This window comes from Nonomuraea cavernae, from assembly GCF_014646355.1.
GTDB lineage: Bacteria > Actinomycetota > Actinomycetes > Streptosporangiales > Streptosporangiaceae > Nonomuraea > Nonomuraea cavernae.
This window is the reverse complement of record NZ_BMNH01000011.1, coordinates 153,612-178,650: the sequence shown is the minus strand read 5'-3', so window position 1 is coordinate 178,650 and position 25,039 is coordinate 153,612. Positions and strand designations below refer to the sequence as shown.

26 protein-coding genes are annotated in these 25,039 nt (G+C 70.9%); 16 read left to right on the top strand and 10 right to left on the bottom strand.

All coding sequences use genetic code 11. The features are described 5' to 3' along the window. Positions 1-4: 4 nt before the first annotated feature. The 4 genes from IEY82_RS19760 to IEY82_RS19745 form a co-directional block, all read right to left on the bottom strand. On the bottom strand, positions 5-1,057 hold the full coding sequence (locus IEY82_RS19760; RefSeq protein WP_189125624.1) for an ABC transporter substrate-binding protein: 1,053 nt from the start codon (positions 1,055-1,057) through the stop codon (positions 5-7). Between the two features lie 36 nt (positions 1,058-1,093). Continuing rightward, positions 1,094-1,933 (bottom strand): ABC transporter permease, encoded by an 840-nt coding sequence (locus tag IEY82_RS19755; RefSeq protein ID WP_225263374.1) that lies wholly within the window; start codon positions 1,931-1,933, stop codon positions 1,094-1,096. Between the two features lie 295 nt (positions 1,934-2,228). Continuing rightward, complete coding sequence (locus IEY82_RS19750; protein ID WP_225263373.1) at positions 2,229-3,056, bottom strand: IclR family transcriptional regulator; 828 nt, start codon at positions 3,054-3,056, stop codon at positions 2,229-2,231. Between the two features lie 649 nt (positions 3,057-3,705). Then, positions 3,706-4,467, bottom strand: a complete 762-nt coding sequence (locus IEY82_RS19745) for an IclR family transcriptional regulator (protein WP_225263371.1) — start codon at positions 4,465-4,467, stop codon at positions 3,706-3,708. A gap of 144 nt (positions 4,468-4,611) precedes the next feature. Here IEY82_RS19745 and IEY82_RS19740 point away from each other — a divergent pair, with 144 nt between their 5' ends. The 7 genes from IEY82_RS19740 to IEY82_RS19710 all read left to right on the top strand — a co-directional run bounded on the left by IEY82_RS19740 (position 4,612) and on the right by IEY82_RS19710 (position 11,342). Beyond that, positions 4,612-5,760: a cupin domain-containing protein gene (locus IEY82_RS19740; protein WP_189125622.1), complete on the top strand. Its 1,149-nt coding sequence runs from the start codon at positions 4,612-4,614 to the stop codon at positions 5,758-5,760. Beyond that, positions 5,757-6,593: a fumarylacetoacetate hydrolase family protein gene (locus tag IEY82_RS19735; RefSeq protein WP_189125621.1), complete on the top strand. Its 837-nt coding sequence runs from the start codon at positions 5,757-5,759 to the stop codon at positions 6,591-6,593. Before IEY82_RS19740 ends, IEY82_RS19735 begins: the two co-directional genes overlap by 4 nt. After that, positions 6,593-7,315, top strand: a complete 723-nt coding sequence (locus IEY82_RS19730; RefSeq protein ID WP_189125620.1) for a maleylpyruvate isomerase family mycothiol-dependent enzyme — start codon at positions 6,593-6,595, stop codon at positions 7,313-7,315. Before IEY82_RS19735 ends, IEY82_RS19730 begins: the two co-directional genes overlap by 1 nt. 34 nt (positions 7,316-7,349) lie before the next feature. Then, positions 7,350-8,612 (top strand): FAD-dependent monooxygenase, encoded by a 1,263-nt coding sequence (locus tag IEY82_RS19725; protein WP_189125619.1) that lies wholly within the window; start codon positions 7,350-7,352, stop codon positions 8,610-8,612. A gap of 72 nt (positions 8,613-8,684) precedes the next feature. After that, positions 8,685-9,872 carry a thiolase family protein gene (locus tag IEY82_RS19720; RefSeq protein WP_189125618.1) on the top strand — a complete coding sequence of 396 codons (1,188 nt, stop codon included), beginning with the start codon at positions 8,685-8,687 and terminating at the stop codon, positions 9,870-9,872. Between the two features lie 67 nt (positions 9,873-9,939). Next, the gene (locus IEY82_RS19715; protein WP_189125617.1) at positions 9,940-10,617 is read left to right on the top strand and encodes a 3-oxoacid CoA-transferase subunit A; all 678 of its coding nucleotides are present in this window, start codon (positions 9,940-9,942) and stop codon (positions 10,615-10,617) included. Further along, the gene (locus IEY82_RS19710) at positions 10,614-11,342 is read left to right on the top strand and encodes a 3-oxoacid CoA-transferase subunit B (RefSeq protein WP_308015989.1); all 729 of its coding nucleotides are present in this window, start codon (positions 10,614-10,616) and stop codon (positions 11,340-11,342) included. Before IEY82_RS19715 ends, IEY82_RS19710 begins: the two co-directional genes overlap by 4 nt. 63 nt (positions 11,343-11,405) lie before the next feature. Here IEY82_RS19710 and IEY82_RS19705 read toward each other — a convergent pair whose 3' ends face one another. Beyond that, positions 11,406-11,843 carry a MarR family winged helix-turn-helix transcriptional regulator gene (locus tag IEY82_RS19705; protein WP_189125616.1) on the bottom strand — a complete coding sequence of 146 codons (438 nt, stop codon included), beginning with the start codon at positions 11,841-11,843 and terminating at the stop codon, positions 11,406-11,408. A 130-nt stretch (positions 11,844-11,973) separates the two neighbouring features. Between IEY82_RS19705 and IEY82_RS19700 the strand changes: the two genes are divergently transcribed. The 8 genes from IEY82_RS19700 (at position 11,974) to IEY82_RS19665 (ending at position 18,077) form a co-directional block, all read left to right on the top strand. Beyond that, positions 11,974-13,410 carry an MFS transporter gene (locus tag IEY82_RS19700; RefSeq protein ID WP_225263368.1) on the top strand — a complete coding sequence of 479 codons (1,437 nt, stop codon included), beginning with the start codon at positions 11,974-11,976 and terminating at the stop codon, positions 13,408-13,410. 239 nt (positions 13,411-13,649) lie between these two features. Continuing rightward, positions 13,650-14,516, top strand: a complete 867-nt coding sequence (locus IEY82_RS19695) for an alpha/beta fold hydrolase (RefSeq protein WP_189125615.1) — start codon at positions 13,650-13,652, stop codon at positions 14,514-14,516. Positions 14,517-14,800: 284 nt separating this feature from the next. Beyond that, positions 14,801-15,244: a hypothetical protein gene (locus tag IEY82_RS19690; protein ID WP_189125614.1), complete on the top strand. Its 444-nt coding sequence runs from the start codon at positions 14,801-14,803 to the stop codon at positions 15,242-15,244. A gap of 16 nt (positions 15,245-15,260) precedes the next feature. Next, positions 15,261-15,815, top strand: a complete 555-nt coding sequence (locus tag IEY82_RS19685) for a MauE/DoxX family redox-associated membrane protein (protein WP_229697612.1) — start codon at positions 15,261-15,263, stop codon at positions 15,813-15,815. Further along, a complete protein-coding gene (locus tag IEY82_RS19680; RefSeq protein ID WP_225263367.1) occupies positions 15,812-16,219 on the top strand; it encodes a hypothetical protein in 408 nt (135 codons plus the stop codon). Before IEY82_RS19685 ends, IEY82_RS19680 begins: the two co-directional genes overlap by 4 nt. 174 nt (positions 16,220-16,393) lie before the next feature. Then, a complete protein-coding gene (locus IEY82_RS19675; RefSeq protein ID WP_189125612.1) occupies positions 16,394-17,035 on the top strand; it encodes a hypothetical protein in 642 nt (213 codons plus the stop codon). A 149-nt stretch (positions 17,036-17,184) separates the two neighbouring features. Continuing rightward, the gene (locus IEY82_RS19670; protein ID WP_189125611.1) at positions 17,185-17,619 is read left to right on the top strand and encodes a MarR family winged helix-turn-helix transcriptional regulator; all 435 of its coding nucleotides are present in this window, start codon (positions 17,185-17,187) and stop codon (positions 17,617-17,619) included. After that, complete coding sequence (locus IEY82_RS19665; RefSeq protein WP_225263366.1) at positions 17,616-18,077, top strand: hypothetical protein; 462 nt, start codon at positions 17,616-17,618, stop codon at positions 18,075-18,077. Before IEY82_RS19670 ends, IEY82_RS19665 begins: the two co-directional genes overlap by 4 nt. Before the next feature lie 165 nt (positions 18,078-18,242). On the opposite strand, the gene IEY82_RS19660 is transcribed toward IEY82_RS19665, so the two are convergent. From IEY82_RS19660 to IEY82_RS19645, 4 genes are all read right to left on the bottom strand, one after another. Next, positions 18,243-18,386: a hypothetical protein gene (locus tag IEY82_RS19660; protein ID WP_189125610.1), complete on the bottom strand. Its 144-nt coding sequence runs from the start codon at positions 18,384-18,386 to the stop codon at positions 18,243-18,245. A gap of 280 nt (positions 18,387-18,666) precedes the next feature. Next, the gene (locus IEY82_RS19655; protein WP_189125609.1) at positions 18,667-19,230 is read right to left on the bottom strand and encodes a dihydrofolate reductase family protein; all 564 of its coding nucleotides are present in this window, start codon (positions 19,228-19,230) and stop codon (positions 18,667-18,669) included. Between the two features lie 253 nt (positions 19,231-19,483). Further along, positions 19,484-20,587: an epoxide hydrolase family protein gene (locus tag IEY82_RS19650; RefSeq protein WP_189125608.1), complete on the bottom strand. Its 1,104-nt coding sequence runs from the start codon at positions 20,585-20,587 to the stop codon at positions 19,484-19,486. Positions 20,588-20,652: 65 nt separating this feature from the next. Then, complete coding sequence (locus IEY82_RS19645) at positions 20,653-21,615, bottom strand: LysR family transcriptional regulator (RefSeq protein ID WP_189125607.1); 963 nt, start codon at positions 21,613-21,615, stop codon at positions 20,653-20,655. Positions 21,616-21,734: 119 nt separating this feature from the next. Here IEY82_RS19645 and IEY82_RS19640 point away from each other — a divergent pair, with 119 nt between their 5' ends. Further along, positions 21,735-22,433 carry an MBL fold metallo-hydrolase gene (locus tag IEY82_RS19640; RefSeq protein ID WP_189125606.1) on the top strand — a complete coding sequence of 233 codons (699 nt, stop codon included), beginning with the start codon at positions 21,735-21,737 and terminating at the stop codon, positions 22,431-22,433. A 182-nt stretch (positions 22,434-22,615) separates the two neighbouring features. Here IEY82_RS19640 and IEY82_RS19635 read toward each other — a convergent pair whose 3' ends face one another. Then, positions 22,616-24,955, bottom strand: coding sequence for a hypothetical protein (locus tag IEY82_RS19635; RefSeq protein WP_189125605.1), 2,340 nt, complete (start codon positions 24,953-24,955; stop codon positions 22,616-22,618). Positions 24,956-25,039: the final 84 nt, after the last annotated feature.

Genomic DNA, 25,039 nt, shown 5'->3' with positions numbered 1-25,039 from the left:
CCCCTCAGACCGCGTCGACGAACGTCGTGTTCACGAAGTCGGTGACGGGCCGGGACTTGTCCTTCATGATCCCCGACTTGCGCATGAGCTCGACGGCGCTCTCCCACGCGGCCACGTCGATCGACAGGAACTTGCCGTTCTTCGGCGTGCTCACCTTGACCTCGCCCGCGACCTTGGCCTTGGCCAGCTCCTTGTCGGAGACCTCGATCTCGTTGAGCTTGCCCATGGCCTCCAGCACCTTGTCGCCGTTGGCGGGGTCGGCCATGAACTCCCAGGCCTTGCGGCAGGCGCGCAGGAAGCCGGTGATCGCCTCGCCCTCCTTCTCCGCGGTCTCCCGGGTGACGAGGTAGGAGTCGCCGGGCAGCACCGCGAACTCGTCGGTGTTGAGGTAGTGCAGGTCGATGTTCTTCTGCTTGAACGAGGTCTCGGTGCCGATGAAGGTGATGAACCCGTCCACGTCGCCGCGCCGCAGGAACTCCAGCGAGCCCACGTCGGCGCCGGTCACGACCTTCTTCACCTTCGACGGGTCGAGCCCGGCGGCCACCGACATCGCGTCGAGCTGCAGCTCGGTGGTGCCGCCCTTGGAGATGACGCCGATGGTCTTGCCCTGCCACTGCTCGGGGTGGGTCAGGGGCTTGTCCGGCAGCGACGCGACGCTGTACTGGCTGACCTGGTCCTTCTGGCCGATCGTCACCACCTCGGTGTTCTGGTCGGCGATGAGCGGGCAGGTGATGACGGAGGCGGCCTTGCCGAACATCGCCTGCTTGGCGGCGACCTGCGAGATGGGGCTGGCGGTGCCGGTGCCGCCGACCGAGGTGATCAGCAGGCCCTCCTCCGCGAAGAAGCCCTGATGGGCCGCCACGTACACATCGCAGTGCGCGATGATGTGCTGGAACGGGGTCATGTAGACGAGGTTGCGCAGGTCGGCGCCCCCGGGCCCGGAGGAGGCGGCCGTCGTGGTGCCGGCGTCGTCCGACCCGCAGCCGATGAGGAACTGGCTCCCGGCCAGCGTGCCGACGATCAGCCCGGTCGTCTTGAAGAAATTGCGGCGATCCATGGGATGCGTCCTGTTCTCGGAGGTTCTCGGAAATTCTCAGAGGGAGGTGGGGCGGCCGGACGACTCGTGCCACGGGATCGCGAATCGCCGGATGGCCGCCGTGATGGCGTAGAGAAGGAAGCCGAGCACCGTCATCACGATCACGGCGGCGAAGAGCATGTCGGTGCGCAGGCTGGCGAGCATCGTCGTGGCGAGGGCGCCGAGCCCTTCGTCGCCGCCGAGGTATTCACCGACGACCGCGCCGGTGATCGCGAAGACGATCCCCAGCTCGACACCGGTGAGCACGTACGGCAGTGAGGACGGGATGTCGAGCGAGATCACGCGCTTCCACCAGGGGGCCTGGATGACGCGCATGAGGTCGCGGTGACCGGGGTCGATCGAGCGGATCCCCAGGATGGTGTTCTGCATCATGACGAAGAACGCGATGATCGCCGCCATGAAGATCTTGGAGGTCGTCCCGAACCCGAACCACAGCAGGAAGAGCGGCACGATCGCCACCTTCGGCACCACCTGGGTGGCGACGAGGAACGGCGAGAGCACCCGCTCCAGGTTGCGAGCCTTGCCGAGGACGATCCCGAGGCCGATCCCGACGGCGGCGGCGAGCGCGAAGCCGACGAGCGTCTCGTACAGGGTGACCTGGATGGCGTCGTAGATCATCGTGCCCTGCATCAGCTCGATCATCGCGGTGCCGACCTGCTCGGGCGGCGGCAGCATGAGCGAGCTCACGTCGAACAGGAGGGTGTAGGCCTTCCAGATGCCGAGGAACACCAGGAGGAGCAACGGGGTGGTGATCCACAGCATCACCGGTGAAGCGGCCCACTTCTTACGGGACACGCGAGGTCTGGGGCCCTCGGGGGCGAGGTCAGGGCTCGGCATGTAGATCTCCATACTCACGGTTGTATCGCTTAGCGGAACGCCGTACCGGTAGGGAGGATGCTAGATGTGCCCTGGAGCGAGGGTCAAGGTTCTGTCTCCCCATTTTTCCAAATGAGAGCAAAGTGACCGATTTGTACCGATATGACACTCTATAAGGAGATAACAGGGAACGACAAAGCGGACACGAAACGTGATGTCCACAGGTGAAAGGGGACGCCGCCGACACCCGTAGAACTCCGGACCCCGCCGCGCGCGACGTCGCCGGATGACTCCCGGAGAGTGCGGAGAGGGGTGGTTACGGCTGGGCGGGCCGGTAGCCGAGCTGCCGCGACACCTCGGCCGCGGCCTCCTTGACGAGCCGGCCGTACTCCTCGGTCTCGCCGGCGCTGAGGCGGCTGACCGGGCCGCAGACCGAGATGGAGCCGTAGACGCGGCCGGTGGCCTCATAGACGGGAGCGGCCACCGAGGCCGCGCCCTGCTGACGCTCGCCGAGGCTCACCGCGTAGCCGCGCCGCCGGGTGAGCTCGAGCTCCTCGAGCAGGCGGTCGGAGTCCTGGATGGTGATCGGGGTCAGCGCGTCGAGCGGCCCGGAGGCCAGGCAGGAGCGGATCTCGTCGGGCTCCATCGCGGCGAGGATGGCCTTGGACGAGCCGCCGGCGTGCAGCGGATAGAGCCGGCCGAGCTGCACCGACATCTGGATCTCCTGCGGAGACAGCACCTGCGTCAGGTACATCCGCTGGTAGCCGTAGCGGACGGACAGCGTGGCGGTCTCGCGGGTGCGGGCCACGAGGCGTTCGAGGTGCGGCTGCGCGATCCGCGGCACCTCCATCTGCGCCATGGCCGCGAGGCCCACGCTCACCGCGCCGGGCCCGAGACGGTAGCGGCGGGTGCGCTCGTCGAAGGAGAAGAAGTCGGCGGCGACCAGGGTGCGCACCACGCGGTGCACCACGGCCTTGCTCAGGCCGAGCGATCGGGCCAGCTCCGAGACCCCGATGTCGGGCTCCTTGGCGGCGGCCACAGCGAAGATCACCTGAAGGGCGCGCTCCACACCGCTGCTCGTCTGCCCCTCGTCGGACGTGCCGGCGCCGTTCGCCGGCGGACGCCCGGTGTCTCCCGAGTTCATGTTCTCAACCGACCGCACAAAGCCAAAGCATAGCCGCGATCCGTGCACCACCGGCTCCCGGCGAACGGGTTAATTGTCCCGTTTCGCGAACATCTGCGCGTGGCCTTGCGCGGAACCGGCGGAAACCGGGGGAGTGGCCGGTGAATCCGCTCCGAGGTCGCCGTGTCCCCGGCGCGCGCCGGGAATTCCAGTGCCGTCCGCACCATGACGTGCCGACGAGTGCGCGATGGTCCTTCGCCCGGCGAATCCCCGCTCCCGCCTCTTGTCCTTTCTCGTGGAATCGCCCTGGGCGCCAGGTCAGCGGGCGTGCGCGCCCTCCCGTCGTCGCCGGACGCCGCGTACCGATCTCGGCCGGAAGAGGGGCCGGCGAGCGAAATCCGGCGGCCCGCGGATTCGCGCCGGTGATTGAAAGGTAAACCAGGCTATTTCGTCCCGCTTAAAGCCCGGCGGCACCGGCGTACGACGCTGTTCCCGGCCTCCGGGATCTCCATTCAGGACGAGGCGTTCACGGCCGTGAAAAAGTCATTTCCGGGGCTTCCAGCTCCGTGACCAACGCGCTTGGACCTCCTGTGATGGGTCGTCGCGCACGTCCCCCGATGGAGCAACTCCCCGCCCTGGCCTACCCCGGGGGCGGCGACAAGGTCGCCACCTACCGCCGACCGGGCAGGTGAGCGCCGCCACCGCGCATCTCCTCCTCGACGTCGCGGACGGCCATGGCCAGGGCGCTGGTCAGCTCCGGCAGGCGGTCCCGTGAGAACCGGACGGTGGGCAGTGACACCGAGAGCGCGGCCAGGGCCCGGCCGTCCTCGCCGCGCACGGGCCGGCCGACGGCGGTGACGCCCGACTCGGTCCTGCCGGCGTTGATGGCGAAACCCCGCTCGCGGACGGTCCGCAGCTCGCGGCGGAGCGCCGCCAGGCTGGGGCGCTGGTCGAGGCGCCCGGCCCACTTCGCCTCGCTGTAGAGCGCGTCGAGGCGCTCCGGCGGCAGGTCGGCGAGCAGGACCTTGCCGCCCGAGGCCAGGTGCGCGGGGAAGACCATGCCCTCGCGGTTGCCGACCCGCAGCGCTTGCGCGCACTCCACCGATCCGATGAACCGTACGTGGTCACCGGCCAGGATCACCAGGTTGGCGCTCTCGCGGACCCGCTCGACCAGGGCGGCCAGGTGCGGCATGGCGACCGAGCGCAGCAGCGCGGTGCGCGACTGGGAGCTCGCGCCCAGCGACAGGACCGGCCCGGCGGCGTAGCGGCGGTCCCTGGTCTGGATCGCGAAGTCCCGGTACACCAGCATCGCCAGCAGCCGGTGCGCGGTGGAGGGCGCCACCCCGAGCCGTTCCGCCGCCTCGCCCACGCCGAACGGGCCCTCGACCTGGAGCAGGACCGCGAGCTGGAGGGCATGATCGACACTGCGCACGGAGTAGTTGGGTGGATTCTTCAGAGCAGAATCTCCTGTTCTTTTCCTGTGCCCAGAATACAAGCTTGCACCACGGCGCCGCCGGTGCGCCGCCGTGCCATCCCCGCGCCGAGGCCGTGTCACGGCACGTCGAAGGAGCCAGACATGACTGAGAACGCGAACTCCCCGGTTCGCCTCGCCGTGGTCGACTCACCGGACCAGCCGACGCCGTCGGCGGCGCTGGAAGAGCTGTACCACGGCTTCGAGAAGGAGCTGCTGGTCCCGCTGTGGACCGAGATCGGCGACCTGATGCCGGCGCACCCGCGCTCCAGGGCGGTCCCGCACCTGTGGCGGTGGGACAACCTGCTCGCGCTGGCCGACCGGGCCGGGCACCTGGTGCCCGTCGGCCGCGGCGGGGAGCGGCGGGCGATCGCGCTGGCGAACCCGGCGCTGGGCGGCCGGCCGTTCGCGACGCCGACGCTGTGGGCCGCGATCCAGTACCTGATGCCGGGCGAGGACGCCCCGGAGCATCGGCACACCCAGCACGCGTTCCGGTTCGTCGTCGAGGGCGAGGGCGTGTGGACCGTGGTCGGCCGCGACCCGGTGCCGATGCGCCGCGGCGACTTCCTGCCCCAGGCCGGCTGGAACTGGCACGCCCACCACAACGCGACCGACAAGCCGATGGCCTGGATCGACGGCCTGGACATCCCGTTCCAGTACGTCACCGAGGCGCAGTTCTTCGAGTTCGGCCGTGACGAGATCACCGCGGCCGAGCGCACCACCCCCGAGCGCTCCCGGTCGGAGCGGCTCTGGGGGCACCCCGGCCTGCGCCCGGTCTCCGCGCCCGGAGCCCGGCCCGGCACCCCGCTGCTGGCCTACCGGTGGGCCGACACCGACCGCGCGCTGACGGACCAGCTCGCACTCGAGGCCGAGGGCCACCCCGGGACGGTCGAGCCGGGCCACGCGGCGGTGCGCTACACCAACCCCACCACGGGCGGCGACGTGCTCCCGACCATCCGGGTGGAGATGCACCGGATCCGCGGCGGGGCCGAGACCGCGCCCCTGCGCGAGGTCGGCTCCTCGGTGTACCAGGTCTTCGACGGCAGCGGGCGGGTCACGGTCGGCGACGCGTCCTGGTCGGTCACCCGCGGCGACCTGTTCGTGGTCCCGTCGTGGGTGCCGTTCTCGGCCAGGTCCGAGGCCACGGCGTCCGACTCCGACTCGGGCGCCCTCGACCTCTTCAGATTCAGTGACGGGCCGATCTTCGAGGCGCTCCGCCTCGACCGCGCCCACGTGGAAGGACAGACCTCATGAAGCTCGCCACCATCCGCACCGCCGACGGCGCCACCCGGGCCGTACGTGTGGAGGGGGAGACCCTGGTCGACCTCGGTTTCGCCGACGTCGGCGAACTGCTGGCCCAGCCGGACTGGGCCGGGCGGGCCGCCCGTGCGCAGGGGAGCGCGGTCGAGAGCGCCGGCTACGCGCCGGTCGTCCCCCGCCCCGGCAAGATCGTCTGTGTCGGCCTCAACTACCGCAACCACATCCTGGAGATGGGACGGGAGCTGCCGGAGTACCCGACGCTGTTCGCCAAGTACGCCGAGGCGCTCATCGGGGCCGACGACGAGATCCGGCTGCCGCCGGAGTCCGGCCAGGTCGACTGGGAGGCCGAGCTCGCCGTCGTCATCGGCACGTCCGTGCGGCGGGCGGGCGAGGCCGAGGCGGCCGAGGCCATCGCCGGGTTCGCCGTCCTCAACGACGTCACCATGCGCGACTGGCAGTACCGCTCGGCGATGTGGCTGCAGGGCAAGACGTGGGAGGGCAGCACGCCGTTCGGTCCCTACCTGGTCACCCCCGACGAACTTCCCGGCGGCACCCGGCCGTCGCTCACCCTGACCGGGTCCGTCGACGGCGAGGTGGTGCAGCGGGCCGACACCTCGGACCTCGTGTTCGATCCCGTCGCCCTGGTGCGCTACGTCTCCACGATCATCACGCTCAACCCGGGCGACGTCATCGCCTCCGGCACCCCCGGCGGCGTGGGACACGCCCGCAAGCCCGCCCGCTACCTCGCCGAGGGCAGCGTCCTGACCACCGAGATCACCGGGCTGGGACGGTCCGAGGCGAAGACCGTCGCCGAGCCGGTGGCCTGATGGCCGCGAGCAGGAGCCGCGCCGACGGCCTGCGCTGGACGGCCCAGGGGAGCGAGCTCTTCTTCGGGGTGTTGCGGGCCCTGCCGGACGAGCGGCTGGCCGGGCCGACGGCGCTCGACGGCTGGACAGGCCGGCATCTGCTGGCCCACGTCGCCGCCAACGCCGACGCGCTGGTCAACCTGGCGCACTGGGCGCGCACCGGGGAGGAGACGCCGATGTACTCCTCTCCGGGCCGGCGCGACGCCGACATCGAGGCCGGCGCCACCCGGCCGGCGGCCGAGCTGCGCGCCTGGGCCACGCGGTCGGCCGACGTACTGGACGCGCGGCTGGCCGAGCTGGACGAGTCGCAGTGGGCCCGGCGGGTCCGCACCGCCCAGGGCCGCACCGTCCCGGCCGGGGAGATCCCCTGGATGCGCGCCCGCGAGGTCATGGTGCACGCCGTCGACCTCGACGCCGGGGTGGGCTTCGACGCCCTCCCGGCCGGCTTCCTCGCCGCGCTGATCGACGACATCACCGCCAAGCGGTCCGGCGCCGGCGACGGCCCCGCGCTCACCCTCACGGCCACCGGCCACGACGGCGCCTGGGCCGTGTCCGGCGCCGGCGACCCCACGCCGGTGACCGGCAGCCTCGCCGGCCTCGCGGCCTACCTCTCCGGCCGGCGGAGCGACGGTGTCACCGCCGCCGGCGACCGGCCGGCGCCCGAACTCCCCCGGTGGCTCTAGCTCCCGGCGCGACGTGATGGAAGGAAGACCGGACATGTCCGAAGACGGTAACGACGTCGACGTGGTGGTGGTCGGCGGCGGGATCGGCGGCCTGGCCAACGCCCTCGCCCTGACGGGCAAGGGCCTGCGGGTGCGGGTGCTGGAGCAGGCCTCCCAGTTCGGTGAGGTCGGCGCCGGTCTGCAGATCGCGCCCAACTGCACCCGCATCCTCGACCGCTGGGGCCTGCTCGACGAGGTCAAGTCGCTCGGCGTGCTCCCCGAGAGCATCGTCATGAAGGACGCCGTCGACGCCGACGTCCTCACCCGGCTCGACCTGCACGACGTGGAGCGGCGCTACGGCTTCCCGTACCTGGTGATCCATCGCAGCGACCTGCACGGCACGCTGCTGCGCGCCTGCCAGCGGGCGGGGGTGGACCTCGTCAACGACGTCACGGTGACCGCGTACGAGCAGGCCGAGGGCGGCGCCGTAGCCGTCCACGACGGAGGGCGGGAGTTCGGGGAGGTCGTCCTGGCCGCCGACGGCCTCCACTCGGTGGCCCGCCGGATCCTGAGCGACGACCAGCCGGTCAGCTCCGCGTACGTCGCCTACCGGGGCGCCATCCCGGTCGACCGGGTCGCCGACCTCGACGTACGCCTCAAGGACGTGGTCGTCTACGTCGGCCCCCGGTGCCACTTCGTCCAGTACCCACTGCGCCACGGCGAGATGTTCAACCAGGTCGCGGTGTTCGAGTCGCCGAAGGCGCGAGCCGGCGAGGAGGACTGGGGCACGCCGGACGAGCTCGACGGAGCCTTCGAGGCCACCTGCGCCCAGGTGCGGGCCGGGCTGCCGCTGATGTGGCGTGACCGCTGGTGGCGGATGTTCGACCGGGACCCGCTCGCGGACTGGGTCCGGGGCCGGATCGCCCTCACCGGCGACGCCGCCCATCCGCCGCTGCAGTATCTCGCGCAGGGCGCGGTCATGGCCATCGAGGACGCCTGGGTGCTGGCCGAGCACGTGGGCGCACAGGGCGTGACCGGCTCGGCGGCCTCGGGGACTCCGACGGGCGTCGACTGGGACGCCGCGCTGGCGGCCTACAACGCCGTCCGCCCGGAGCACTGCCGCCGCGTGCTGACCACGGCACGGGCCTGGGGAGACCTGTGGCACCACGACGGGGACGAGCGGCTGTGGCGCAACGAGGTGCTCCGTGACCGCGACGTCTACGACTACGACTACGTGGACTGGCTGTTCGGGCCGACCGCTCTCACGCCCGGCGAGCTGTCCCCGATGTACCCGTCTCGTGCCCGTCGCGCCGGGTAAGGAAAGCGGTAAACTACACAAAGTTCGTATGAGGAACTGTTGTTCGCATAGCGAACACTGAAGGAGGACGGCATGGGTGGGGCCTTCGTCTACGCCGCGGCGCGCACACCGTTCGGCAGGTTCAACGGCGCGCTCGCCGGGGTCCGTCCGGACGACCTGGCCGCCACAGCCCTGCGCGGCGCCCTGGCCAAGGTCCCCGAGCTGGATCCGGCCGCCATCGGCGACGTCGTCTGGGGCAACGCCAACGGCGCGGGCGAGGACAACCGCAACGTCGGCCGGATGGCCGTCCTGCTGGCCGGGCTGCCGGTCAGCGTGCCCGCCACCACGGTCAACCGGCTGTGCGGATCGAGCCTCGACGCGGCCATGATCGCCTCCAGGACCGTGGAGAGCGGCGACGCCGACATCGTGGTCGCCGGGGGAGTGGAGTCGATGACGCGGGCCCCGTGGGTGCTGCCCAAGCCGTCGCGCGCCTTCCCCGCCGGAGACGCTACCGCCGTCTCGACCACGCTCGGCTGGCGGCTGGTGAACCCGAGGATGCCCGAGGAGTGGACGGTCTCCCTGGGCGAGGCCAACGAGCAGTTGCAGGAGACCTACTCCATCTCCCGGGAGCGGCAGGACGCCTTCGCGGCCCGCTCCCACGCGCTGGCCGACGCCGCCTGGAACTCCGGCTTCTACGACGACCTGGTCGTGCCGGTCGAGGGCGCCGACCTCGCGCGCGACGAGGGCATCCGCCCCGGCACCACCCCGGAGATCCTCGCCGGGCTCAAGCCCGTCTTCCGCCCCGGCGGCACCATCACGGCCGGCAACGCCTCGCCGATCAACGACGGCGCCTCGGCCGTCGTGCTCGGCTCGGAGGCCGCCGCGAGCCGCGTCGGCGCCGACCCGATCGCCCGCGTCGCGGGCCGCGGCGCCTCGGCACTGGAGCCCCAGCTGTTCGGGTACGCGCCGGTCGAGGCCGCCGACCGGGCGCTGCGCCGGGCCGGCATCGGCTGGGACGACGTCGGGGCCGTCGAGCTGAACGAGGCGTTCGCCGTGCAGTCGCTGGTCTGCCTGGACGCGTGGAAGATCGACCCCGACATCGTCAACACCAGGGGCGGCGCCATCGCCATCGGCCACCCGCTCGGCGCCTCCGGCGGACGAGTCCTCGGCACCCTCGCCCACGTGCTGCGCGAACGGCGTGAGCGGTGGGGCGTGGCCGCCATCTGCATCGGCGTCGGCCAGGGCCTGGCCGTCGTCCTCGAGAACGTGAGCGCTTCCTGACCTCCCCAGGCGCTTCCTGACCTTCTCCCCAGGGCTGAAGCCCGGGGCCTCCAGCAAAGGACATCCGATGACCTTGGTCACCGCCGATCCAGGCGCCGCCGTCGCGGGCATCGCGGACGGCTCCACCGTCCTCATCGGCGGGTTCGGCATGGCCGGCATGCCGGTCACCCTGATCGACGCGCTGATCCGGCAGGGCGCCACCGATCTGACCGTGGTCAGCAACAACGCCGGCAACGGCGACACCGGCCTGGCGGCGCTGCTCGCGGCCGGCCGGGTGCGCAAGATGATCTGCTCGTTCCCCCGGCAGAGCGACTCCTGGGTCTTCGACTCCCTCTACCGGGAGGGGCGGATCGAGCTGGAGCTGGTGCCGCAGGGCAATCTCGCCGAGCGGATGCGCGCCGCCGGCGCCGGGATCGGCGCCTTCTACAGTCCCACCGGCGTCGGCACGCCCCTGGCCGAGGGCAAGGAGACGCGCACCATCGACGGCCGCGACCACGTGCTGGAATATCCGATCAAGGGTGACGTCGCGCTCATCCGCGCCCACGTGGGCGACCGGATGGGCAACCTCGTCTACCGCAAGACCGCCCGCAACTTCGGGCCCGTCATGGCGACCGCCGCGACGACGACGATCGCCGAGGTGCACCGGGTCGTCGAGGTCGGCGAGCTGGATCCCGAGACCGTCGTCACCCCTTGCGTCTACGTTGACCGGATCCTCGACCTGAGCGCAGCGGAGGTCTCAGCGTGACCGTCTCCCTCAACCCCGACACCAACCCCGACGTGCACCCCGACGCCCGGACCGTCGAGCACACCGGCCGCGGCCCGCTCGACCGCGACGAGCTGGCCGCCCTCGTGGCCCGCGACATCCCGCCGGGGTCGTTCGTCAACCTCGGCATCGGACAGCCGACCACGGTCGCCGACCACCTCCCCGCGGGCTCCGGGGTCATCCTGCACACCGAGAACGGCATGCTCGGGATGGGCCCCGCCGCGCACGGCGACGAGATCGACCCCGACCTGACCAACGCTGGCAAGATGCCCGTCACCGAGCTGCCGGGCGCCTCCTACTTCCACCACGCCGACTCCTTCGCGATGATGCGCGGCGGCCACCTCGACGTGTGCGTGCTCGGCGCCTACCAGGTGTCCGAGCGTGGCGACCTGGCCAACTGGCACACCGGCGCCCCCGACGCGATCCCCGCCGTGGGAGGCGCCATGGATCTGGCCATCGGCGCCAAGAACGTGTTCGTCATGATGACGCTGTTCGCCAGGGACGGCACGCCCAAACTCGTCCCGGAGTGCACGTACCCGCTGACCGGGCTGGCCTGCGTGAGCCGTCTCTACACCGACCGGGCGATCTTCCACCTCGGCCCGGACGGCGTGACGGTCGCCGAGACCTACGGCACGACCGTCGAGGAGCTCGCCTCCCGGCTGGACGTCACCCTGCGCACCCTCGGCGGCCGCGAGGACGCCGGCTAGAACGCGGCTGGAGCCGGGCCTCACGGGCCGTCCGCGAACGTTCCGAGAACGGCGGCCGGCCCCTCAGGACGTCCGCGAACGTTCCGGGCGCGGCCAGGGCCGCCCGCCCAGGCGCTCCACGTCCGTGTTGAACCGCTTGAGGTAGGCGGCGAAGGCGGCGACGTCCTCGGGCGACCAGTCGGCCAGCACCTTCTCCAGGCCCCGGATGTTCCGGGCGTGCTCCTCGTCGAGATGGCGCTCACCCGCCGACGTGAGGCGGAACTTGCGCGCCATGCCGCCCTCGGGATCGGGGATGCGCTCGACCAGCCCGTCGCGCAGCAGGGCCGTGGTCTGGCGGTTGAGGGTGGAGACGTCCAGGCAGAACGCGTCGCTGAGCTGCCCGATGGACATCGGGCCCTCCATCCGCAGGCGGCTGAGCAGGGTGTAGGCGCTGCGGTCGACGTGGCGGAAACGCCCGAGCAGCATCGTCTCGTACTCGATCAGATGCGTGGGCTTGTCCATGCCGGTCCTACTCCCTTGGCGCGCCTGCGTGTCTGCCTTGTGATGTGTAACCCCCATATTATGTGCATGTCACACACCATGTGTAGAGTGCACATCATCTGTGTCGGTCCGGAGTGCGAGGGAGTTCCGCGTGGGGGAGCCCGCGACCCGTTCCCGCCCTCAGGGCATCGTGATCGTGATGGCGGTGGCCGGCATCGTCGCCTCGCTCACCCAGACCCTGGTGGTGCCGCTGATCGGTGAGCTGCCCCGGCTGCTGGGCACCAGCGCGTCCAACGCCTCCTGGGTGATCACCGCCACGCTGCTGGCCGGAGCCGTCACGACGCCGGTGACCGGCCGGCTCGGCGACCTCTACGGCAAGCGCCGCATGATGCTCGTCTGCTCGGTGCCGCTCGTCGTGGGCTGTGTGATCTGCGCGCTGGCCGGCTCCCTCGCGCCGATGATCGTGGGCCGTGGCCTGCAGGGCATGGGCATGGGCCTGATCCCGCTGGGCATCAGCGCGCTGCGCGACCTGCTGCCGCCCGAGCGGCTGGGCCCCTCCATCGCGCTGATGAGCTCCTCCATGGGCATCGGCGGCGCGCTCGGGATGCCGATCGCGGCCGGGGTGGCCGAGTACGCCAGCTGGCGGGTGCTGTTCTGGGGCACGGCCGCGCTCAGCGTGCTGGTGGCCGTGCTGATCGGCACGCTGGTGCCGCCCACGCCCGCCCGGACCCCGGGACGCCTCGACGTCGTCGGCGCGCTCGGCCTGGGCGCCGGGCTGGTGTGCCTGCTGCTGGGCGTGTCCAAGGGGGCCGACTGGGGCTGGACCAGCGGCACCACGCTCGGCCTGCTGGGCGCCGCGCCGGTCGTCCTGCTCGCGTGGGGCTGGTGGGAGCTGCGCGACGACACTCCGCTGGTCGACCTGCGGGTCACCGCCCGGCGTCAGGTGCTGCTCACCAACCTCGCCTCGATCGTGGTCGGCTTCGCCATGTACGCCCAGGCGCTGATCATCATGCAGATCCTGCAGCTTCCGAAGGCCACCGGCTACGGCCTGGGCCAGTCGATGCTGGCCGCCGGCCTGTGGATGGCGCCCTCGGGCCTGATGATGATGCTCGTCTCACCCGTCGGCGCCCGGCTGTCGGCCGCCCGCGGCCCCAAGGTCACGCTGATCACCGGCAGCCTCATCATGGCGCTCGGCTACGGCTCCTCCCTGGTCCTGCTCGGCTCACCCTGGGGCATGCTGGTCGTCACCTGCGTCTGCAGCATCGGCATCGGTTTCGCCTACGGCTCGATGCCGGCCCTCATCATGGGCGTCGTGCCCCGTTCGGAGACCGCGGCGGCCAACAGCTTCAACACGTTGATGCGGTCCATCGGCACCACGACCTCGGCGGCCGTGATCGGCCTGGTCCTGTCGCAGATGACCATCCGGTTCGGGTCGGCGATGGTGCCCTCGGAGGGCGGCTTCCGGGTCGGCATGCTCATCGGCTGCGGCGCCGCGCTGACCGCCGCGGCGATCACCCTGGCCCTTCCGCGCCGGGCCGCGCAGCCCGAGGCGCACGCCGAGCCGATCGTTCCCGCCGCGAGCCACTGATAGCGGGCGCGCGATCGTCCCGGCGCCTGAGCGTGCCTTGACCGGAGCCTGCTGCGGCAGCGCACCACGGCTGGTACAGTCAATGGCGATCGAACAAGTGAGCGATAACCAAGCTCGCAACCCCCGGATTCGTCCGTGCGGAGCGCTTCAAGCCGGACGTCCCTGTCAGGAGCCGGTCGGTCGATGAGTTTCGCGGCTCCCGATGGTCCCTATGGCAAACATCGGAACGGAGAACAGCCGTGAGCGAGCCCAAGACCCGCACCCTTGAGGTGCCCGGCGCCATCCTGCACTACGACGTGCGGGAGGCCGAGGCGGGCACCGAGCCGATCCTGCTGATGATCGGGTCGCCGATGGACGCCACCGGGTTCGCCGGCCTGGCCGAGCGTTTCCGGGACCGTACGGTGGCGACCTACGACCCGCGCGGCATCGGCCGCAGCGAGCGGACCGACGGCGCCGCCGAGTCGACGCCCGACCAGCACGCCGACGACCTGCACCGGCTGATCACCGCGCTCGGCGGCGGACCGGTGGACATCTTCGCCAGCAGTGGCGGGGCGGTCAACGCCCTGGCGCTGGTGGCCCGGCATCCGGAGCAGGTGCGCACCCTCGTGGCCCACGAGCCGCCGGCCGCCCCGGTGCTGCCGGACCGTGAGCAGGCGATGGCCGCGATCGCGGACGTCCGCCGGACGTACGAGCGCGAGGGCTTCGGGCCGGCGATGGTGAAGTTCATCGCGGTCAGCAGCCTGCGGGGCGAGATCCCGGCCGACCTCGCCGGACGGCCGGCTCCGAGCCCGGGCGACTTCGGCCTGCCGGCGGAAGACGACGGTTCCCGCGACGACGCGCTGTTCGCGCAGAACCTCATCAGTTGCACGCACTACGAGCACGACTTCGAGGCGCTGCGCGCGGCGTCGACCCGCGTCGTCATCGGCGTCGGAGCCGAGTCGGAGGGGGAGATGGCCCACCGCGCGGGCGTGGCGGTCGCCGAGCGGCTGGGCACGACCCCCGTGACCTTCCCCAGCCACCACGGCGGTTTCCTCGACGGCGACTTCGGCATGAAGGGCGACCCGGACGCCTTCGCCGTCACCCTCCGCCAGGTCCTGGCCGGCTGAGACGGCCCGATCCAGCGCACGTGGCACCGCGATGGCCCCGCCACACGTCCGGCGGGGCCATCGCCGGCACGCTCGGTCGGCGAAGTGGATCCACGGTGTAGAGACCGCCATGGCGTTCGAACTGCCGTGCCGGCCGGGGCCCGGCCCGGCGGGTGTGACGCGCCCACCACTGAGGCCTTGGCCGCGTACGGACGCCATCTGGGGATCGCGTACTCACTCGTCAAGGGGGCCCAGAGCGACCTGGGCGGTTCACGCGACGAGGAGTTCTTAAGAAGTCAGCCGCGGTGGCGGCCGGTGCGGCCGGTGTGGTCGCCGTGGGCGACAGCGCGGCCATCGGATCAGCGGGCCCCGGCGCGCAGGTCGGACAGGTGACCCGAGCAGACGGTGCGCTGGTCGAGGTAGCGCTCGACGCAGGCGGTACCGTGCTGGTCCCGCCGGTCGGTTTCCCTCCCGGTTGGCAGTTGCGGCCGGGCGACCCTGTCATGGTGATGAAGGCCGAGTTCCACGGCGTGCCCGACCATGCGGCGCCGGTGGTCGTCTCCGTCTCCGGCTCGCTCGGCACTCAGCGCGGACGCTCCGTGAGCGTGGCGGGCGCGAGCATGAACATCACCCCGCAGACGATCCAAATGGGCGAGAAGTCGGCGGACGGCTCCCATGCGGATGCTTTCTGCATCCGCAACCGGACAGACAATTCTTTGACCGCGGTCGCTTTACGCTTCCATGGCTGAGGCGGGGATAGCGGCATTGCTGCTGACGTTTCCGCTGTCCGGGATCCTGCTCTGGGCAGGGCTCGAAAAGCTCCGGGAACGCGGGCAGTTCATGGGCACCCTCGCGCAACTCGGTTTCGCCGGAAGAGCGGGGAGCCTGCTCGCCGTCGCCGTTCCCGTCGCCGAGATCGTCACGGGCGCCGGCCTGGTTCTGGTCCCGTCGGCGACCTGGCCGGTCGCATCGGTCGCCGGGCTGGGAGTGTTGTTCGCCGTCGCCGGGTTGCTCGCTCTCCGTACCGGCCGAAACATCACGTGCTCATGCCTTGGCGCGGGCGGCAGCATGCTCGGTCGTCGGCAGATCGGTCTCCTACCGGCCTGGCTGGGCGTGGCCGCCGCGCTGTACCTGCTGGCTCCGGACTGGCCGGCCGCTCAGGGCATTCAATCGACCCCGGTGGCCATCGTGGTCGAGGAGGGGCGGTTCACCCGGGCGACCACCGTTCCGTCCTCCCGACAGCTCTACGCGCTGCTCGAGTCGCTGCGCGCCAACCGAACGATCGAGGTCGGCGGGCCGTCCTCGCTGGAGGTGAAGTGATCGTGAAGATGACTGCCCCGCCCCTTACCGGTTCAGTCGCCGAGCACGCCCACGACGAGTCCGCCGGCTTCGAGCCGATCCGTCGTCGCGGCCTGCTCGGAATCCTCTCCAAAGGTGGGATCGCCTTGGTGGGAGGCATCGCCACCATCGTCGCGACCTCCTCCCAGGCCTCGGCGGACGGCTACCACAAAGCCTGCTGCCACCTGGCGAGGAACAACAACTGCAGCCGCGGTTGCCCGAGCAACTGCAGCTTCTGCTGCCCATCCGGCTGGACGAAACGGTCATGGGGCTGCATCGCCGGTGTCCGGCCGATCACGTGCGGAGAGTGCCAGAAGGGCGGCACCTCGTGCTGGAACGGCACCTCCTACACCTGCTCCGTCATGATCGACCAAAACGCCTGCTGACTGATCTGAGGATGAACGGGGTGGAAGTGCTCACGGCAGCCGGGCCGGGCGACCGCCGTCAGGCAGGGCCGCGTCACCGTGCCCCCTGACGCCATAGCCCTGGGGGCGGTCCTGCTGGCGGCGGTGGCCGGGTTCGCCCAGCTGTTCAGCCCTTGAGGCCTCTCCTTCGTCGGCATGTTCAGACCAGCCATGGAACTGCCGCACCCCCTGGTCCAGGGGGCCACCAAGATCCGTCGCCACCGCGCAGCGCGTCCCCTCGCCGCGCTGGCTGCCGGATTCGTGCTGTCCGCCACGCTGGTTTTCGGCTTGGTGACCTTCGTCGGCGCCGCGTTCGGGATCGGCTGGTTGCCGGAAGGCGTACGGGTGGCGCCGGCGGGGATTCTCGTCGTGGGCATGCTCGTCGTCGACATCATCAGTCTCAGGGCAGGGGATGTCTGCAAGCTGACGCTTCGCAGGCAGACGCCCAAGGCGTTGGAGGACAGGTTCGGCCCTTACCTGGGCACGTTCATGTGGGGCATCGACACCGGGACGGCGGTGACCACGATCAGGGTGTCCTCCCTGACCTGGGTCACCCTCGGCCTCGTGCTGCTCCAGCTCGCGCCCTGGTGGCTCGGCCTGGCCTACGGCCTCGGCTTCTCCTTGTCCTTGGCCGCCTCCACGCTCCTTCCTCCCTGGCGACCGGTCAACGCGTTCGGTGAACCCATGTGGGTGCAACGACTGCTCACCCGCTCCCGGCCGGCCGTGCAGGTGGTGTGCATCCTCGGGTTGATCGGTTTCGGTGCCGTTGCCGGCGCCGCCGTCATAGGCGCGCTCTGACACCGGTCCCGCGAGGGGCGTCGTCCGCCATCGGAGCCGCACCGGCCGGTGGTTCAGGCGCGTCTTGGGCGGTGACGCATCGAGGTGATCCCCGAGCCGTACGGCTGGCGTCTTGCAGCAAATCTACCGATATCGTAATATCCGAAAACGTGAAATCCGAATCCGTATCATCGGGCCGGTCAGCGCTGCTGGCCTTGCAGCGCGCCACCCACGCCACCTTGCACCTGATCGCCACTGAACTCGTCGACCTCGACCTGACCGCCTCCGAGATCAACGCACTGGCCAACCTCGCCGACGGTCATGCCCGCACCGTCTCCCAGCTGGGGGCCGCGGTCGGGGCCCGCCCCACGACGCTGACCAGCGTGCTGGACCGGCTGGAACGCCGCGGTCACATCACCCGCGGCACGCGCGCCGGCGACCGCCGCTCGGTGCTCATCGAACTGACCGACTCCGGGCGCGCGGCGGCCGCCGTCATCACCCAGACCCTGACCGACGTCGAGAACCGCGCGCTGGAGGGCCTGCCCGCCGAAGCGGTCGCCGGCTTCTACGCCGTTCTGGACGCGCTGGTCAAGGAGGGGTCATGACCACACCCGACCACGGCCCGCACTCCGGCCACGGCGCGAACGGCACGGACGAGGAGTCCTCGCCGTTCGCCGAGTTGATGGGGGAGGTGATGGCGACCGCCGAGCGGTTCGGACACCGCCAGCACGTCCAGCTGACTTGGCTGGCCGTCCGGCGCTACGGCACCACTGCGGCGGTCGACCTGGTCAGCGACGGCATCCAGCGCACCGCCCGCTACGCGGGCGCACCGCGGAAGTACAACGCCACCGTCAGCCGGGCCTGGATCGAACTGGTGGGCCACCACGCCGGACAGTCGGAGACCGCCGACTTCGACGCGTTCGCCGACCAGAACCCTGCGTTGCTCGACAAGAAGCTGCTCGCCCGCTTCTATCGGTCCTCGACGCTGGCAAGCGACCCGGCCAGGACCGGCTGGGTCGAGCCGGACCTCGCTCCCTTCCCCTGGCGGCAAGCCGGCGAGTGAGACGGGGCTCAACACTCGCCCCTGTCTGCCGGTCTGGTCGAGCTGGGGGGCTGAAGCCGGCCCGCAGGATCGGCAACGGCCCTCCCGCCTCGCCTGGCAGCGACGTGAGGGGGATGGACGCGGGCGCTCTGCCGACCAGCGGCGGTGCCGCATGCGGAAAGACGGTCACAGGTACCACAGCCCGGCGATGACGTCGATCTCATCGAGTGAGCGTTCCATGAAGGTGTCAAGCACGCGCATGGCGGCGTTCGCCCTACGCCAGCGCCAGGTGGTGCGGTCTCCCCGGGATTCGGCCTTCACCGTGGTCAACACATCAAGGTGATTCGCTCGGTCCCAATACAACTGGCTGCCGAACTCGCCGGGCGGGGTCTGTATCGGGGGTCCGGCCGGTCAGGACCGCCGCAACCGAAACAGCGCTTAATCGTCGCGCGAGCCGCATCGCCCCTCCTTGATCGCCGCAAGGCGTCCCATTATGGTGGCGCGCTAGCACAACTCCTTGTTGCTCGGCCAGTCCCGCGAGAAGGCGAGGTGCGGTTCCGTTGGAGGGCCACCTCCTCGTCCGCCATCGGAACCGCACCGGCCGGGTGGTTCAGGCGCGCCTTGGGCGGTAACGCATCGAGGTGATCCCCGAGCTGTACGGCTTGGCCTCGATGAGCTCCAGGTCGAGGCGGCCCAGGTCGTCGGGGAAGAGTCTCTGACCGGCGCCGACGGCCACCGGGATCACGCGGAGCTGGAGCTCGTCCAGCAGACCCGCCCGGATCAGCGAACGGGCGAGCGACAGACTGCCCCAGAGCATGATGTCGCCGCCCGGCTCGCGCTTGAGCTCGGCGACCTTGTCGGCCGCGTCGCCGCGCACCACCCGCGCCGGTTCCCAGTCTCCCCACGGCGCCTTGTCGAGGGTGCTGGAGAAGACCAGCTTGGGCATGGTGTTCACCGACCTGGCGACCGTCTCGTCGGCGGTGGGCCAGTACTCGACGAACATCCGGTACGTCGCGGCGCCCAGCAGGACGGTGTCCACGTTCTCCATGATCTGAAGGTTGTCCTGGTCGACCTGGCTGTAGTCGGTGACGGACTCGAAGAAGTCAAGCTCTCCATCGGGTCCGGCCGCGTAGCCGTCGACCGTGACGAGCTCTTGGATGATGAGTTTGCGCATGCCGATCAGACTAGGCGAGCTGATCGAACTCATCGGTTCACACGGGCGGATGGTCGTAGGTGATCGTTTGACCCGGCGGAGGACGAGGGTGGTGTCCACGTCAGGACGCCGGCCCAGGCGCCGATCGTGTCGCTCAGGCACAGGTCGCCGGTGGCGCGCGGCCGCTCCATGCGCCGCCCGACCACGGCCTCGGTCCGACCACTGGCCGCCCGCCACCCGACACCGACAGGGCAGTCAGGCCACCCGGGCAGTGTCACTTCACCTGCTCGAAAAAGGTGCGCAGATCCGAGGCCAGCACCTGCGGCGCCTCCATGGCCGGGAAGTGTCCGCCCCGATCGTGCTCCACCCAGTGGGTGCCGGCGGGCGGGGCGAGCAGCTTCCGGACCGTGGTGTCGGCGCCGAACACCGAGAATCCTTGCGGAACCGCGGACGGCGCCCCCCAGTCGGACGAGTGTGCCTGCTCGTACAGGTAACGGGCGGCGGAGACGCCGGAGCCGGTGAACCAGTAGAGGCTCACGATCGTGAGCAGCTGGTCCCGGTCGTACGGCAGGTCGGTCCACTCCTCGAACTTCTCGACGATCCAGCCGAGCTGCCCGGCCGGCGAGTCGTTGAGCAGATATCCGATGGTCTGGGGCCGGCTGTTCTGGATCGCCAGGTAGCCGCTGCCCTCGCGCTGGAAGGCCGCCATCCGGTCCAGCGCCGGCTTGTCCGCGGGGTCCGCCGGGTCCAGCCGGTCGGCCATGCCCGGCAGGAAGGTGGCCGTGTTCGCCGCCGTGAGCGGGTCGGTCACCACGTGGACTCCCACGACGTGCTCGCCGTCGATGCCGGCCACGGCGCCCGAGACACCCGCGCCGATGTCGCCGCCATGGACGCCGTAGCGGTCGTAGCCGAGGCGGCGCATCAGCTCGGCCCAGGCCCGGGCGGTGCGGCCCATCGCCCAGCCGGGCTCGCGCACCGGGGTGGAGAAGCCGAAGCCGGGCAGCGACGGCGCCACCACGTGGAAGTCCTGCCGCAGGTGCCCGATCAGCGTGCTGAACTCGGCGAACGAGCTCGGATATCCGTGCGTGAGCACCAGCGGGAGGGCGTCGGGACGGTCGGAACGGACGTGCAGGAAGTGGATCCGCTGCCCGTCGATCTCGGTGGTGAACTGCGCGAACTCGTTGAGCCGCGCCTCGGCGGCACGCCAGTCGTAGCTCGACGCCCAGTACGTGGTGAGCTCCCTCAAGAACTCCAGTGGTACGCCGCGGCTCCACCCGGCACCGGGCGTTTCGTCGGGCCAGCGGGTCTTCGCCAGCCGGTCGGTCAGGTCGTCGACGGCGGACTGCGGGACGGCGATGGTGAACGGCTCGATGCTCATCGAAAGACTCCCTCGGATCGTTGGGTACCGCCACGGTACGAGCCGATGCGGAAGACTTCTTGCCGCTATCGAAGGCCGGCCTCCCCTGGTGAAACCGGGGCCCGGTCGATCTCCGGAATCCAGTGCCGCCGGTCGGCCGGATCGGGCGGGGACACGGGCCGCAGGTGGCCGAGCAACGTTCGCAGCAGCGGGCGCGGGTTGCGCCGGTGCCAGACCACCGACCACGGCATGAGGGGTGTCGGTTCGACGATCGGGATCCTGCGCAGCCCGCTCCCGGCCGCGTCGATGCTCATCTCGCCCAGGCCCACGGCGTTCTTCTCGCGCAGGAACTGCTCCACCAGATGCCGCTGGCCGATCGCGGGCGCGGTGAAGCGCAACGGGACGCCGAACCGGCCGGCGAGGCGTCTCAGGTAGCCGCGCCACTCCGCGGCGCCCGCCGGGTCGGGCATCGCGATGCCCCCCGCTCGCAGGTCGGCGGGCCGCAGCTCGCTCCTTCCCGCGAGCGAATGATCCTCCGGCACGTACGCGGCCAGCGGCTCCAGACGGATCAGCCGGGACGCCAGCTCCTCCGGCCACGGCCCGGGCAGGTCGCGCGCCCGCCCGAAGGCCGCGTCGATCTCCCGTCGGCGCAGGGCCGGGAGCGCGACCGCCAGCCCTTGCCGCATGCTCAGCTCCACCCGCAACCGCGGATCGCGCTCGCTGGCCTCGCGGACCATGCGCAGCGGTGTGAACCGCTCGTCGTAGACATCCACCCGGACCGGGTCGTCCGCCACGCGGACCGCCTCGACGGCCCGGTCGAACGCGGCGATCGCCTCCACCGCCATCGGCAGGAAGTCCCGCCCCGCCGCTGTCAGCTCGACGGACCGGGTGCTCCGCTCGAACAGCGGCGTGCCCAGCGCCTCCTCCAACCGGCGGATGCGTCTCGACAGCGCCTGCTGGGTGACGAACAGCCGCGCTCCTGCCCTGCCGAAGTGCAGTTCCTCGGCGGTCACGACGAAGGCACGCATGCCTGGGATGTCCGCATCCATGCCGGGAGCCTGGAGCGACAACGATCGGTTGTCAATGCGGCGTCGATCATTGTTGGACGGCGACCTCGATGAGCGGGTTGTCTGGTCGCCTGACGTCATCCGGAAGAGAGGGCTGGGCAGTGGAGATCGTGGAGATCCGGCGAGGGCTGCACCTGCTGCGGCTGGAGTTCGGGCAGGCCTACCTGTGGAACGACGCGGGCGCGCTCACGCTGGTGGACACGGGCATCGCCACGTCCGGCGACGAGATCGCCGAGGCGATCGGCCGGCTCGGGCTGCGCACGGACGCCGTACGGCAGGTCGTGCTCACCCACTACCACGAGGACCACAGCGGCGGCGCGGCGGCGGTCGTGACGTGGGGAGAGGTGACGGTCATGGCTCATCGGCTGGAGGCGCCGGTGATCCGGGGCGAGACGCCCGCGCCGCCACCGAACTTCACCGACCAGGAGCGGGAACTGCACCGCAGCCTCGGTGCTCACCTGCTGCCCCCTGTCCCGCCGTGCCGCGTGGACCGCGAACTGGAGGACGGCGACCTGATCGGTTTCGGCGGTGGAGCCCGCGTGATCGCCACCCCCGGGCACACCGCCGGCAGCATCGCCCTCCACCTGCCGGATGCGGGGGTGCTGTTCACCGGCGACACCGTGGCGCACGTCAACGGCCAGGTCATGCCGGGGGTGTTCAACATCGACCGCGACGAGACGCTCCGCTCGTTCCGCCGGCTCGCGGACCTCGACGCCGAGGTCGCCTGCGTTGGCCACGGCGACCCCGTCACGGGAGCGCGCACCGCGCTCCAGAAAGCGGCGGCCGCCCTCTCCGCCTGACCGGCCGCGTGCGTGAGCGGCCTCGGATCGGCGAGAGTGGGTGGCTGGTGCGCCGGACCGGCTACGAGTTCCTCACCTCGGCCGCCGCCCGCGAACTCCTCCGCGAACAGCAGATCACCGTCATCGACTACCGGCTGATCCAGCGGGCCTGGCCGATGGAACATCGGCCAGGCCCGCTGGCGTCAGTTGTGCGCGACGACCGAGCCGTGCGCGATCTCCTGTGGCCGGGCCACGTCGAGGTCGAACCCGGCGCCTCTGACGTTGTCGTACGTCAGCGTGTCCGTCGGATAGGCCCCCGCCGTCAGCGGCCAGACCACCAGCCGCACCCGGTCGGGGTCGGCGTCGTAGGAGTACTGGACGAACCCGTAGCCCGGCCGGCCGTCGACGCTGCCCGTGCCCTTGACCGCGAGCTTGTCGTCGGGCGTCACCACCAGCCATTCGAGGCTGGTCGAGTCGAGGTCGAACCCGGCCGGAGTCACCCGGAAGGAGACCTTGCCGTTGCCGGGCACGGGCCCCTGGTCGTGGGGGAGATACTTCACGTTCGCCTGGAAGTGCCCCTTACCGCTCGCCGACGGGTCGGCGGTGACCGAGCCGGCCGGCGAGGACAGCCATCCTCCCTGGGTGCCGAAGCCCGCGTCCGGATCGTAGACGATCACCATGACCTCGTGCCCGCCGGAGCCGGTGTCGTCGTCGGTGATCTCGGTCTTGATCGTGAACATCCCCGGCCGCGTGTAGACGTGGCTGTCCCGGCAGGTCAGCCCGTCGGCCGCGCCGGTGGACGTCGTGCCGTCGTCCCAGTCGGTCAGGCAGGTGTGGGTGTCGTTGCCGCCCGGGTCGGTGAAGGGCACGCTCAGCGACACGGCGGCGCCGGCGCGGAACACCTGCCAGGGCTGGGGAGTGACCGCCGAGGCGGCTCGCGCGGCCCTCGGCGTCTCCGTGGCGGGCGCCACGTTCGTCAGCTCCAGCCGCGCCTCGTCGCCGACCGCCGCGTTGACGCCGTCGTACGCCGACAGCCTCAGGGTGAACGTCCCGTCGTCGTCGCAGGTCACCGTGGTACGGGTGGCCGTCGGGGCGGAGAAGGAGCAGGAGGCCCCGGCGTCGACGTCCGGGCCGGGCTCGACGCTCCAGTGGACGGCGGGCGTGCCCTTGTCGTCGTTGGCGAGCCCGGCCAGCTCGATCGCCTGGCCCTCGGCGCCCGTGCGGTCCGGACCGGCGGAGACGACAGGGGGCTGGTCGGGATCGGGGTCCTGGGGGCCGCCCGTGTGGTTGAAGATGGCGCCCCGGTCGCCGCCGTTGGCCACGTTCGTGTTCAGCTTCAGGATGTAGCTGCCGTACAGGCCGTAGACGGTCTTTTCGCAGACGCAGTCCGGCCCGCCGACGGCGTCGCCCTCGTCGACGACGATGCCGTTCGCGGCGTCCACGAGCTTCCAGTGCACGGTCGAGCCGAGCTTGGCGCCGATGTCCACCCGTACCCAGTGCTGGCTGCGGTGGGAGCGCAGCGGGTGGTCGGTGCGGCACTCCATGTCCGGCGAGGAGATGAAGCAGTCCTCGTTCTCGAAGTCCCAGCAGGTGTTGTCGCCGTTCAGTTCGCGGATTCCGCAGTTGACCTGCTCGGCCACCTTGTTGAGGCGCTTGATGCCGTTGAAGGGCCAGTCGTAGGGGCCGGGGATCTCGACCTCCTCGTTGCGGTCGCTGAGGAAGGCCGTGACGTAGTCGTAGCCCTGGTTGCCGCCGGAGACGTACCCGGCGACGTTCGTGCGCCATTCGTGGTTGCTGCCGCCGAGTTTGCTGAAGCCGACCTTGAGCGCGTGCGTGGTGCCCGGCGGGGCGAAGGACGGCACGCCGTAACGGGGTTCGGCCCGGCGCAGGAGGTCGAGGGCGTAGGCGCGCCGGGTCTCGTTGATGACCGGGTTGGGCGCGCTGAACAGCCGGAACAGCCTGACCTGGTCGCGGGCCGTGGTGTGGGTGTCGCCGAAGGCGCCCTCGTCGTCGGGATAGGTGTTCTCCATGCCCGCCGCCTCGAGGAACGCCCTGAACAGGTCGCACGGCCGTACGGTGCCGTTGTCGTCCTTGCCGCAGCCGAGCGACTCCCGCCACAGGCGCAGGGAGGTGTCGTTGTCCGACTCGAGGATCATCTTCTCCACCAGCGGCCGCTCGGCCGCGCTGAGGTCCTGCGGCCGGTGCAGCAGCGCGCCCATGATGGACGCCTTGACCAGGCTGCCGGTCTCGAAGAACTTCTCCGTCGTGCTGTAGCACTCGGTGCCGGTGACGTGGTCGTAGAAGGCGACGCCCGGCTCGCGCAGTCCTTCCAGCCTGACGACGGTCCCCACGTTGACCGCGATGCGGATGAAGTCGGCCATCTGGTCGGCGAACTGCGGATGTCGTTCGGAGGTGCAGGTCACCTCGGGCTTGCGGTCGTACTCACCGGCCCAGGCGGGCTGCCCCGTCACGAACAGGGTGCCGATCAGCGCCGCGAACGCGACGACGGCCTGGGGTAAGCCCTTCTTCCCCGTCTTTCTCATCACATGTCCTCTCTTGGCACGGCGAGTGCCGGGTCCTCGGCCGAGTGTGCCGGAGACCCCGGCGCCGCGAAAGCCGGAGGACGT